The 12020-nt window shown below is 68.8% G+C and carries 11 protein-coding genes; 5 read left to right on the top strand and 6 right to left on the bottom strand.

The window, feature by feature from the left end:
- Positions 1-39: 39 nt before the first annotated feature.
- On the top strand, positions 40-681 hold the full coding sequence (locus ACYVAK_RS00665) for a class I SAM-dependent methyltransferase (protein WP_461056996.1): 642 nt from the start codon (positions 40-42) through the stop codon (positions 679-681).
- Positions 682-703: 22 nt separating this feature from the next.
- On the opposite strand, the gene ACYVAK_RS00660 is transcribed toward ACYVAK_RS00665, so the two are convergent.
- The 6 genes from ACYVAK_RS00660 to ACYVAK_RS00635 all read right to left on the bottom strand — a co-directional run bounded on the left by ACYVAK_RS00660 (position 704) and on the right by ACYVAK_RS00635 (position 8575).
- Positions 704-2128, bottom strand: coding sequence for an alpha-amylase family protein (locus ACYVAK_RS00660; protein WP_461056994.1), 1425 nt, complete (start codon positions 2126-2128; stop codon positions 704-706).
- A 237-nt stretch (positions 2129-2365) separates the two neighbouring features.
- Positions 2366-3175: an ABC transporter permease subunit gene (locus ACYVAK_RS00655; protein WP_461056992.1), complete on the bottom strand. Its 810-nt coding sequence runs from the start codon at positions 3173-3175 to the stop codon at positions 2366-2368.
- On the bottom strand, positions 3172-4029 hold the full coding sequence (locus ACYVAK_RS00650; protein ID WP_461058590.1) for an ABC transporter permease subunit: 858 nt from the start codon (positions 4027-4029) through the stop codon (positions 3172-3174). The genes ACYVAK_RS00655 and ACYVAK_RS00650 overlap by 4 nt, the downstream gene beginning before the upstream one ends.
- A gap of 140 nt (positions 4030-4169) precedes the next feature.
- Positions 4170-5312, bottom strand: coding sequence for an ABC transporter ATP-binding protein (locus ACYVAK_RS00645; protein ID WP_461056990.1), 1143 nt, complete (start codon positions 5310-5312; stop codon positions 4170-4172).
- Positions 5313-5316: 4 nt separating this feature from the next.
- A complete protein-coding gene (locus ACYVAK_RS00640) occupies positions 5317-6447 on the bottom strand; it encodes a polyamine ABC transporter substrate-binding protein (RefSeq protein ID WP_461056988.1) in 1131 nt (376 codons plus the stop codon).
- Positions 6448-6544: 97 nt separating this feature from the next.
- Positions 6545-8575: a 3-hydroxyacyl-CoA dehydrogenase NAD-binding domain-containing protein gene (locus ACYVAK_RS00635; RefSeq protein ID WP_461056986.1), complete on the bottom strand. Its 2031-nt coding sequence runs from the start codon at positions 8573-8575 to the stop codon at positions 6545-6547.
- A 159-nt stretch (positions 8576-8734) separates the two neighbouring features.
- Between ACYVAK_RS00635 and rpoE the strand changes: the two genes are divergently transcribed.
- The 4 genes from rpoE to ACYVAK_RS00615 are packed head-to-tail and all read left to right on the top strand — an operon-like array spanning position 8735 to position 11929.
- Complete coding sequence (gene rpoE, locus ACYVAK_RS00630) at positions 8735-9313, top strand: RNA polymerase sigma factor RpoE (RefSeq protein ID WP_461056984.1); 579 nt, start codon at positions 8735-8737, stop codon at positions 9311-9313.
- An 8-nt stretch (positions 9314-9321) separates the two neighbouring features.
- The gene (locus ACYVAK_RS00625; protein WP_461056982.1) at positions 9322-9996 is read left to right on the top strand and encodes a sigma-E factor negative regulatory protein; all 675 of its coding nucleotides are present in this window, start codon (positions 9322-9324) and stop codon (positions 9994-9996) included.
- The gene (locus ACYVAK_RS00620; protein WP_461056980.1) at positions 9993-10460 is read left to right on the top strand and encodes a SoxR reducing system RseC family protein; all 468 of its coding nucleotides are present in this window, start codon (positions 9993-9995) and stop codon (positions 10458-10460) included. Before ACYVAK_RS00625 ends, ACYVAK_RS00620 begins: the two co-directional genes overlap by 4 nt.
- A gap of 11 nt (positions 10461-10471) precedes the next feature.
- Positions 10472-11929, top strand: a complete 1458-nt coding sequence (locus ACYVAK_RS00615) for a Do family serine endopeptidase (RefSeq protein WP_461056978.1) — start codon at positions 10472-10474, stop codon at positions 11927-11929.
- Positions 11930-12020: the final 91 nt, after the last annotated feature.

The raw sequence follows: 12020 nt of genomic DNA, 5'->3' as shown, positions 1-12020 counted from the left end.
GCATTCTGGTCACCGCACCTCCTTTGATGGCCCTGCTGAATGCGTGAATCGACCGCCGACGACCGTCCAACGCGCTGGGCATTCTTCCGCCAGTGGCTGAAGAACCCGCTGGGCGTCGCCGCCGTGTCGCCATCGAGCCCGCAGCTGGCGCGTCAGATGATCGCCGCGCTGCCGCCGAAGTCGGGCCGGCTGATCGAGCTGGGTGGCGGTACGGGAGCGATCACCGAACAGTTGCTCCGCCATGGCATCGCGCCGGCGGACCTGATGGTGCTGGAGCTCAATGAGGCGATGCACCAGACGCTTCGCCAGCGGTTCCCCGGCATCCGGTTGCACCTGGCGAACGCGGCGGACGTCCGGCACATCGCCGTCGAGAGCGGGTTCCTCGCGGCCGGTCCCGCCGACGCGGTGGTGTCGGGGTTGGGTTTGCTGTCGATGCCTCGGCCGTTGCAGCGCGAGATCGTCGGGGCGGCCTTCGACTGCCTGCGTGCCGACGGGCGGTTCGTCCAGTTCACCTACGGTCCGGCCAGTCCGGTGGCCCGCGAAGTCCTCGAGGAATTGAAACTCACCGCGCGCCGCGTCAGCTTCACGTGGTGGAACGTGCCGCCCGCGACGGTGTACGTCTACGAGCGGCAGCGCTCGACGGCGGTGCTGGCCCAGCCCATGGGGCGCCGCGCCGGCTGAGGCCGACGCAGCACCTCGGGCGTCAGCGCAACCACATCCGCGCGCGGCGCGGCGGCAGGTTGAAGGTATAGGTACCGCTGGTGATGCGCACGACGTTCGTGCTGTCGAGGGCGTCGCGGTAGTCGGTGTTCCACCAGAGCACGCTGTTGTTCATGCCGACGGGCACCGACACCGAATTCCCGCACTTGTTGATGGCGACGATGCCGCGGTCGCCGCGGCGGAAAACCAGATGGCAGTCTCCTGCGGAGAGCACCTGCTGGTCGGTGCCCTGCACGGTGTTGTGGAAGCGCACCATGGCCTTCAGGTCGCTGCGGTTCCAGGCGTCGGCCCAGCGGTTGTCGCCGCTCTCGTTGTTGTCCGAGTAGAGCATCGGCACGCCGCCGTTCCGGCCGAAAATGTAGGCGTAGGCCAGCGTCTCGTCGGTCGGGTCCATGATCAGCCCGCGGAAGCCGGCGTTGTTCGGGATGTCGTGCGTGATGGTGAAAGTGATCGCGCGCGAGGGCTGCAAGGCCTGTCCGACCGCCAGCGGGTCGACCAACTGCGTCATCCGGCCGCCGAAGCCGAATGCATTGCGCAGCTGGTTGTGCAGCGGGAAGTCGTAGGCGCCGTGGTCGGTGTCGCGCAGGTAGGGCGCGAGGAAGCGGTCGTACTCGCCGTTGCCCGCACCACCGCCGGTGATCACCTCGCCGAACACGTGCATGCCCGACTTGATCGTCGGGGTCAGCACGGCGTTCATGAAGCTGGCCGGCATGTGCTTGGCGGCGTCGATGCGGAAGCCCTTCACACCCATGTTTTTCAGGGCCTGCAGGTATTGCTGTTGCTGCGCGACGACCCAGCCGTTGCCGACGAGGTCCGGCAGGCCGGCGTCGCCGCCGCCGCCGCAGAGGCGGTAGTTCTGCACTTCCCAGACGTTGTTGTAGTCGACGATGCAGCGCGCCGGTCCGAAATCGTTGCCCGAGAGCACGTCGTAGCGCAGGTCGCCGAACAGGCGTTGGCCGTTGTAGTAGGCGGGGTTGCCCGCGTACGTCGACAGCACGGCGCTGCCGGGGTAGTTCAGGTCGCTGCGCTTGAATGCCTCGTTCGCCATGTGGTTCATGACGATGTCGGCGTAGACGCGGATACCGCGTTGCTGCAGCGCCGTGACCATGTTGCGGAACGCGGTGGTATCGCCCAGCGGGTTGTGGATCAACCGGAAATCCTGCGGCTGGTAGCGCGCCCACCAGGCGCTGCCTTCGCTCTTGTAGGCCGGCGACACCAGCACGATGCGGTAGCCGGCGTCGCGGATCTGGTCGGCGCGCGCCTGCACGTCGGCGTAGCGCCAGTTGAAGGCGTGGAGGATGGCGTCGGCCTGGGCCGCCGGTGCGGCGATGGCCGCGAAGGCGAGGAAGGCGAGGGTACGGAACGAAGCACGGAGCGCCCGGAGCGGGCGGAAGGCACGGGAGGTCATCGGTGTGGCTCCAAACGGGGGAGGGAGCGCTTCGAGCACGGGCCGGGTCGGCCGTCCTTGCCACTGCGGTGCGTCCTGGGTGGAGCGTCTGCACGACGCCCGGCCCTGGGATCCAGGCGCGTCGATGAGCAGGACCGGGGGGCTTGCTCGGATTAGAGCCTAGGCTCTAACGGCGGCGTACGTATGCTGAATACGTATGCACGCGGGAGGGCGCGGTCATCGATGTGGCGCGCGCGATCAGCGGGCGTGCCGCGCGTTCCGATGCATCAACCAACCCGCGAGACTCACGCCGACGCAGACGGCAACGATGATGAGGGTGGCCAGCGCGTTGATCTCCGGCGTGACGCCGAAACGCACCTTCGAGAGGATCAGCACGGGCAGGGTGCTGGAGCCTGGCCCGGACGTGAAGCTGGCGATGACGACGTCGTCCAGTGACAGCGTGAACGCGAGGAGCCAGCCTGCGAGCAGGGCCGGCCAGATCAGCGGCAGGGTCACGAGGAAGAACACCTTCCACGGTCGCGCGCCGAGGTCCATCGCCGCCTCCTCGAGGCTGTGGTCGGTCTGGGCGAGGCGCGAGCGCACGACCACCGTCACGTAGCAGACGCAGAGCGTCACGTGCGCGATGGTGATGGTGTCGATGCCCCGGCCCTCGGGCCAACCCACGAGCTGTTGCAGGGTGATGAACAGGAACAGCGCGCTGATGCCCAGCATCACGTCGGGCATCACCAGCGGCGCGGAGCTCAGCAGCGAGAGCAGGCCGCGGCCCTTGAACCGGCCAAAGCGCGACAGGGCCAGCGCGGCCATCGTGCCGATCACCACGGCCAGCGTGGAGGCCATGGCGGCGATCAGCAGGGACAGCAGGGCCGCATCGATGACGGCCTGGTTCTCGAGCAGCCGTCCGTACCACTGCAGCGAAAAGCCCCTCCACAGGCTCACCGAACGGGTCTCGTTGAACGAGAAGGCGACGACGCTGGCGATCGGCAGGTACAGGAAGGCGTAACCGAAGGCCATCAGCGTGTAGAGGATGAAGGGGCGGCGCTCGCTCATGCGCGCTGGGCCTCCTTCTCCGCGCGGCGCTCCTGCGAGGCCTCGAACAGCAGCATGGGCACGACGATCAGCACCAGCATGGCCACGGCGACGGCCGCCGCCAGCGGGTAGTTGCGGGCGTTGAAGAAGTCTTCCCAGATCCGCGAGCCGATGCTCAGGGCCTCCGGGCCACCGAGCAGGGCGGGGATGACGTACTCGCCCACCGCCGGGATGAACACCAGCAGCGAGCCGGCGATGATCCCCGGCAGGGAGAGCGGCAGCGTTACCGAGAGGAAGGCGCGCCACGGCCTGGCGCCGAGGTCGGCGGCGGCCTGCAGCAGGGTGAAGTCGAGCCGCATCAGGTTGGCCACGAGGGGCAGCACCATGAAGGGCAGGTAGTTGTAGGTGATGCCGACGTACACCGCGAAAGGCGTGTCGATCAGACGGATCGGGGCATCGGTCGCGCCGATCGCCATCAGCAGCTGGTTCACCATGCCGTTGTCGCGAAGCAGGCCGGTGAGCGCATAGGTGCGCAGCAGCGAGCTGGTCCAGAACGGCAGCACCACCAGCACGAGCAGGAACATGCGCCACGCGGGCGTCGCGCGGGCGATGCCATAGGCGATCGGGTAGCCGAGCAGCAGGCAACCCAGCGTCGAGATCGACGCGAATTGCAGCGAGTTCAGGTAGCTCTCGACGTACAGCGGGTCGGTGAGCAGGGTCGCGTAGCCTTTGAAGCTCAGGTTGATCTGGACGAGGCCCTGCTCGCCGATCGCCACGAGGTCGGAGTAGGGCGGTACGCCACCGGTGCGTTCGGCGACGCTGATCTTCAGCACCACCAGCAGTGGCGCGAGGAAGAACGCCAGCAGCCAGAGCATCGGGATGGCGATGACCACGTAGCGGCCGCGGCTGCCGCGCAGTTCGCGGCCGAGCGCGCCGATCTGCCGGAACAGGCCGACGACGACCTGGAACCAGAGGTCCCACCAGGCGCCGCCGTCGTGGGAGGTCGGGCGCTGCATCAGGCCGTCAGCACGATCGCGTCGCGGGCGTGCCACACGAGGTACAGCACGTCGCCCCAGTTGTAGTGCGGGTCGGCGCTGCGGGCGGCATGCGTTTCCTGCACACGCAGGACGAAACCGTCCTCCGTCTGCACGTGGTAGATCGACACGTCACCGAGGTAGGCGATCTCGACCACGCGGCCGCGCACCACGTTGTCCATCCCGTCGGGCTCGGTCTCGGCAACGTCGATCTTCTCGGGACGGACCGCCACGTGGACGTCGGTGCCCACCGGCAGCGGTTCGGCGTAACGCGCCCAGACGTCGAAGGCGAAATCGTGGCAGTGCACGAGGACGCGCTCGCCCTGTTGGTCGACGACGGTGCCGCGCAGCATGTTGACCGCGCCGATGAACTCGGCGACGAACTTCGAGCTCGGGTATTCGTAGAGGTTGGATGGCGTCGACACCTGGACGATGCGGCCGGCGTCCATCACGGCGACGCGGGTCGACATCGTCATCGCTTCTTCCTGGTCGTGGGTGACCATGACGAAGGTGGTGCCGGTGCGCTCCTGGATATTCACCAGTTCGAACTGGGTGTGTTCGCGCAGCTTCTTGTCCAGCGCACCCAGCGGCTCGTCGAGCAGCAGCAGCTTGGGTTCCTTCGCCAAGGCACGTGCCAACGCCACGCGCTGGCGCTGGCCACCCGAGAGCTGGTCCGGCTTGCGGCGACCGAGTTGCCCCATCTTCACGAGGTCGAGCATGGCCGCCACGCGGTCGCCGATCTCGCTGGCCGGGCGCTTGTCCTGCTTCAGGCCGAAGGCGATGTTCTGCTCGACCGTCATGTGCGGGAACAGGGCGTAGCTCTGGAACATCATGTTCACCGGCCGCTCGTAGGGCGGCACGCGCGTCATGTCGGTGCCGTCGATCAGCACGCGGCCCTTGTCCGGCACTTCGAATCCGCCGAGGATCCGCAACAGCGTGGACTTGCCGCAGCCCGAGCCGCCGAGCAGGGCGAAAAACTCGCCGCGGAAGATGTCGAGCGAGACATCGTCCACGGCGTAGGTCTTGCCGAAAGTCTTGGTGACGCCCTCGATGCGGAGGATGGGCTCCGCGTTCGGGTCCTGCCAGGGGTCGATCTGGGCCTGCCGCCGCGCGGGTGCGCTCATCGGCTCAGCCGCCGCTCTTGATCGACGTCCATGCGCGCTGGCGGGCGTCGTTCTCCTCCAGGGGCAGCTTCCGCGTGTCGACCAGCTTGCCGATCACGTCCTCCGGCGGGTACACCGCCGGATCGTTGCGCAGGGCTTCGCTCACGAGTGCCTTGGCCGGTGCGTTCGCCGAGGCGTAGCCGACGAACTCGGTGATCGGGGCGATCACGTCCGGGGTCAGCAGGAAATTGATGAACGCGTGAGCCTCGGCCTTGTTGGGCGCGTCGGCCGGAATCGCCATCACGTCGAACCAGCGGATCGCGCCTTCCTTCGGGATCACGTAGGCGATCTCGACGCCGGTCCCGGTCTCCTCGGCGCGGTCGCGGGCCTGCAGGACGTCGCCGTTGTAGCCGAGCGCGACGCAGATCTCGCCGTTGGCGAGATCGTCGATGTAGCGGCTGGAGTTGAAGTAGCGGATGTTCTTGCGGATCGGCGCGTAGGTCTGCTGCACGAGCTCGATCTCGCCGTTGCCCATGCCGTTCGGGTCGCGGCCCTGGAAGAACAAGGCTGCGGAGAAGGCTTCCTGCTGGTCGTCGAGGATGCCGATGCCGCAGGTCGCGAGCCTGTCGCTGATCGCCGGATCGAAGATCGCGGCCCAGCTGTCGATCACGAAATCCGGTCCCATCACTTCCGCGACCTTCTGCTTGTTGTAGCCGATCGCCGTGGTGCCCCACATGTAGGGAACGATGTGCGTGCCGTCCGGGTCCGCGGCCGAGAGGCCAGCGGCCAGCGCCGGGTCGATGTTGCCGAGGTTCGGCAGGGCCGCCTTGTCGAGCACCGCATACAGGTTGTTGGCGATGTGCTGCTGGGCGAACGGCGCCGACGGGAAGATCACGTCGTAGCCGCTTTGCCCGGCGACGAGCTTGGCGTCGAGGGTTTCGTTGTCGGCGTAGACGTCATAGACCACTTCGATGCCGGTCTCGCGCGTGAAGCGCTCCAGCGTCTCCGGCGTGATGTAGTCCGACCAGTTGTAGACGTTGACCTGGCGCTTGCCGTTGCCGTCCGGCTTGGCGCCGTCGGCGGCAGGGGCATCGACCTGGCCGCCGCAGGCGGCGAGGAGCAGGGCGGCGGCGAGGGCGGATAGGGTCAGGCGCATGGTCGGGTCCTCGAAAGGCGAAGGCCGCATGGTCGATGCGGCCTCCGGGTGTGTCAACGCGTTTCGAGGGGATGGATCGCATCCCCTTCACCGGGGATCAGAGCGCGTCCCAGCCCGGGCGAGGCTCGAAACGGTTGCCGTGCTTGGCGGCCAGCGCCTCGAGCGTGGCCTTCAGCTTGGCGGGCCCGGCGGCACGGGCGTGGGCGATGGGGCCGCCGCGGAAGGGCGCGAAGCCGGTGCCGAAGATCACACCGGCATCCAGCAGGTCGGCGTCGGCCACGGTGCCGTCGTGCAAACAGCTCACCGCCTCGTTGACCAGCGGCAGGATCAGCCGGTCCTCGAGGTCCTCCGGGGCCTTGTAGCTGGCCGGCACCTCGGGCTTCACGGCCTTGCCGTTCTCCCATTTGTACAGACCCTGGCCGTCTTTCTTGCCGCGCTTGCCCTCTTCGACCGTGAGGCCCTCGGGCAGGGGCTGGCCGTGGAAGGCCGCCATGATCTTGCCGACGCTCGCGGCGACGTCGAGGCCCACGGTGTCGACCAGCTCGATGGGGCCCATCGGCATGCCGAACTTCAGCGCGGCCTTGTCGATCACCGCGCCCGGCACGCCTTCCTTGAACAACAGGATCGCTTCCTGCATGTAGGGCGCGAGGATGCGGTTGACGAGGAAGCCCGGCGTGCCCGCGACCGGCACCGGCAGCTTGTCGATGGCCTTGCAGAAGGCGGCGAGGCGGCGCGTCGTCTCGGCGTCGAGGCCGTCGTGCTGGACGATCTCCACCAGCGGCATCATCGCCACCGGGTTGAAGAAGTGCAGGCCGGCGAAGCGTGCCGCGTCCGTGCGACCCTCGCGCAGGATCTCCAGCGCGATGGAGCTCGTATTGGTCGCAAGGATCGCGCCGGGCTTCAGCGTTTCCTCGGCCTTCGTGAACAGGGCGTGCTTGGCTTCGGCGTTCTCGTAGATGGCCTCGATGACGAGGTCCGCCTTGGCCACGCCGGCGCCTTCGACATCGGCCTGCAGGCGGGCGCGGGTCTCGGCGCGCTTGGCCTCGTCCTTGATCTTCTTCGCGTAGAACGCGTCGGCGCGCTTCAGGGCCGGCTCGATGAACGTCATCTCGCGGTCCTGCAACGTCACGGTGAAACCGCGGAAGGCGGCCCAGGCCGCGATGTCGCCGCCCATCACGCCCGCGCCCACCACGTGCACGTGCTGGATGCCGTGGTCCTTGCCGCCAAGGCCCTTGAGGCGCTCCATCAGCAGGAACACGCGCACGAGGTTCATCGCCGTCGGCCCGGTGGCGAGCTTCGAAACGGCCTTGGCCTCGGCCATCAGCGCCTTGCCGACGTTCGCCACGCCGTTGCGGCGCCAGGCCTCGATCATCGCGAATGGCGCCGGGTAGTGCTCCTTGCGGGCCTTCCGCGCCACCTGCTTGACCATCATGTTGGCCAGCACCTGGCGCGCCAGCCAGGTGTTGGTGGCCCAGGCCGTCAGGCGCTGCTTGAACGGGCGCTGCGTGCCCTTCTTCGCCAGTTCGATGGCGGCGTCTTCCAGCAGCGGCCCTTCGACGACCTTGTCGACCAGGCCGATGGCGCGGGCCTGCGAGGCGCGCAGGCCGCGGCCGGTCAGCATCAGGTCGAAGGCGGCCGGGGCGCCCAGCAGTTTCGGGGCGCGCACGCTGCCGCCCCAACCCGGGTAGATGCCGAGCTTCACTTCCGGCAGGCCGATGCGGGTGTTGTCGGCGCTGCTGGCGATGCGGTAGCGGCAGGCGAGTGACAGTTCGGTGCCGCCGCCCATGCAGTGGCCGTGGATGGCCGCCACCGTGGGGAAGGGCAGCTTGCTGATGCGGTCGAACAGCACCTGGCCCGAGCGGATCCAGTCGAAGGTCTCGCCGCGGGCGTGGATGGCCTCGAAGCCCTTGATGTCGGCACCAGGGATGAAGCCGGCCTTCTTGCCGGAGATGAAGACCACGCCCTTCGGCTTCTCGATGGCGAGGCGCTCGACCAGTGCCGCGAGTTCATCGAGCACGGCACGGGAAAGGGCGTTGACGTTCTGGTCGGCGCGGTCGAGGGTGAGCACGACGATGCCGTCCGCACGCACCTGGGTGCGCCAATGCTGCAGGCGAAGACCTTCGAACATGGGGAGTCCGTACGGAAGAGTAGGGTGATGGGCCGGTATCATCCGGGCTGCACTTTCCCCCGGTCAAATCGGTCGGGAACTTTTTCCAGAAAGCCCGGTCTAGGCCTGCGTTCCATTCGCGGCCGATCCCGGCGCCAAGCAGCCAGGAGCGGGCCCGGGATGGGCGACGACCCCAACGACCTCCAACTCGTGCAACGCGTCCAAGCCGGTGACCGTTCTGCCTTCGACCTGCTCGTCCGCAAGTACCAGTACCGCATCGCGGCCCTGGTGCGACGCTACATCCGCGACGAGGCCGAGGCCGAGGACGTGGTGCAGGAGGCCTTCGTCCGCGCCTGGCGCGCCCTGCCGCAGTTCCGCGGCGACGCGCAGTTCTACACCTGGCTCTACAGGATCGCCGTGAACACCGCGAAGAACCACCTCGTCAGTCTCGGCCGCCGCCCGGCCACCGACGACATCGACGACGAGGAGCTGGCGGCCGTCCGCGAGGCCGAGCGACTGCACGACGTCGCCACGCCGGAGCACGAGGCCCTTCGCAACGAGATGGAGGCCCTGGTGCTGGCGGCCGTCGACGGCCTTGCCCCGGAGTTGCGCGAGGCCCTGACCCTCCGCGAGGTCGAGGGTCTGAGCTACGAGGAGATCGCCGAACGCATGCAGTGTCCGATCGGCACCGTCCGTTCGCGCATCTTCCGTGCCCGCGACGCCATCGATGCCCGATTGAAGCCCCTGTTGAACCCATGAGTACGCCGATGTCCCCGAATGCTCCTGCCGGACCTGACGACTTCCGCGAACAGCTGAGCGCCTGGCACGACGGTGCCTTGACGGCGGAGGCCTCGCGCTTCGTGGCGAGGCGACTGCTGCAGGACGAAACCCTTCGCGCCGAGGTCGCCCGTTGGCAGGTGGTCGGCGATGTGCTCCGCCGCCATCCCTTGCATCGCCCGTCGGAGACGCTCGCGGGTCGCGTCGCCGCCCGCATCGTGGCGCTCCCTGCCGAGGTGCCGGAGGTGTCCGAGGCATCGAGTCGTCGCGGGTCCCCGCCCGGTCGCGGCATCCGTTGGATGGCGACGGCCGCCGCCGCGGCGCTTGCGGCCGTATTGATTTGGCCGTCCGCGCCGGCGCCGGTCGACGATGCCCCGGCGAGCCTCGTGGCCGGGGGGGCTGGCGCCGCCGCACCCCAGCCGCCTCGGAGGGCTGGTTTCGATCATCCTGCGCCGATGCCTTTGCGACGGCAGCCTGTCGCCGACGTCGACGCGCTCGCCCATGCGGTTCCACCTTTGGTGCGCGCGCCGCAGCCCACGCCGGAGCAACTCGCGCCCTTGCCGGCCGTCGATGCGCCCGGTCGGCCTTGGCCGCGCAGCGTCGCGGGCGAGGGTGGCTACGCCGTCGACTATCGCGCGCCGGCGGCTGAGCCACCACGGCAGTGACTACGGCCTCCCGCGCGGAGGGCGGCGCGATCCGACGACGCGCCGTCGTCCTCGCTTCCTCCGAGAGCCACATCGACCTGCGCTGGGTGGAGTCGCAGTGCCGCGGCTGCGTGGGCTGTGGCGGCCGTTGCGGCCTTTTCGCTGCGGGAGGGTCGGAGGTTTTCCGTCTCGAACGCCGTGGCGACCGGTTGTCCGCCGGCGAACAGGTGGACGTCGAGGTCGAGGCATCGCGCCTGCGGCGGGCCGCGGGCCGCGCCTACGGCGTCGCGATCCTCGCGCTCGTTGCTGGCGCGGCCCTCGGCCACGCCTTGGGTGCGCAGTGGTCTGCGGCGAATGCCGGTGCACTCGTTGGGCTGCTGTTGGGAACTTTTCTGGCCGGCCGGTGGACGAAGCGCCCCGATGCGCCGCCGCTGCGCCTGCGGCCCTGCCTTGAACCCGCCTCCGAGTCCGCCCACGAATCCTAGGAGCTTTCTCGATGATGACCCCCGCCCGCTTGCTTCCCCTCGCGCCCCTGCTGGCCACCGCGCTGCTCTTGCCGCCAGTGGTTGGCGCGCAAACCGCCGCGGCGGCAGCGCCGGCCACGTCCCCTGCGGCGTTGGTCCAGTTGCCCGACTTCACGCGTCTCGTCGAGCAGGTCACGCCCGCGGTCGTGAACATCGAAGCGACGAGCTCGCCGGGGCGCGAACGGCCGCCGCAGGTCCGGCCCTCCGACGAGCAGCTCCCCGAGATCTTCCGCCGCTTCATCGGACCAGGCATGCCGCAGCCCCAGCCCCGCGGCGGCGTGTCGCAGGGCACCGGTTTCGTCACCAGCGGTGACGGCTACATCATCACCAACCACCATGTCGTCGACGGTGCCGACAAGGTCATCGTCCGCTTCAACGACCGCCGCGAGCTCGAGGCGAAGATCGTCGGCTCCGACCCGCTCTCCGACATCGCGGTCCTGAAGGTCGAGGCCACCGGATTGCCGGCCGTCCGCATCGGCGATGCGCGCAGCCTGAAGCCCGGCCAGTGGGTCGTTGCGATCGGGTCGCCCTTCGGTTTCGATTACTCGGTGACCGCCGGCATCGTCTCCGGCGTCAACCGCCGCAGCCTCGACCCGGGCCAGCAGTACGTGCCTTTCATCCAGACCGACGTTGCCATCAACCGGGGCAACTCCGGCGGACCGCTGTTGAATGTGCGTGGCGAGGTGGTCGGCGTGAACTCGCAGATCTTCAGCAACACCGGAGGCTTCATCGGCGTGAGTTTCGCGATTCCGGTCGATGTCGCGATGAACACGGCCCGGCAGCTGCGCGAGACCGGCGAGGTCCGTCGCGGCGTCCTGGGCGTGCAGATTGGCGAGCTGACCCGCGAGCGCGCCCGCGAGCTCGGCCTCTCCCGGCCTGTCGGGGCGTTCGTCAACAGCGTCAACAATGGCAGTGCGGCCGACAAGGCCGGGATCCGCCCGGGCGACGTCATCACCGCCTTCAACGGCCGGGAAATCCTCAGCGCCTCCGATCTGCCGCCCCAGGTCGGGGTGTTGGCGCCGGGCAGTCGCGCGACGGTCACCGTGCGGCGCGATGGCGGCAGCCGCGATCTGGTGGTGTCCCTCGATGCTCTCGATGGCGCAACGGCCGGCACGCCGGCGACGCCGTCCGCCCCGGCTGCCGCCCCGGCCAATGCCCTCGGCTTGGCCGTGGAGGCCGTTGACGCCGCCACCCGCCAGCGTCTCGGCCTGCAGGCGGGTGAAGGCGTGCGGATCAGCCGGGTCGGCTCGGCCATGGCGAGGCAGGCCGGGCTCAATCCGGGGGACGTTGTTCTAGCCGTCAATGGCCGGGATGTCGGGACTCCCGCGGCGTTCGAGTCGGAACTCGCCAAGGTGAAGGCCGGTGCCACGCTGCGCTTGCTGGTCCGGAATGCCAGCAGCACGGGCTTCGTCGAGTTGCCGATGCCCTGACGGCCGGACGCCGCGCGGCCCGGGTCTCTCGGCCTGGGCCGCGTCAGGGCCCGCGTCACGGGGCCTGGTAGTCCGTGTGCGATAATCGAGG

The sequence above is a fragment of the Silanimonas algicola genome (assembly GCF_054777375.1).
Note: the sequence above shows the minus strand (reverse complement) of the source record. Positions and strands in the feature narration are given on the sequence as shown.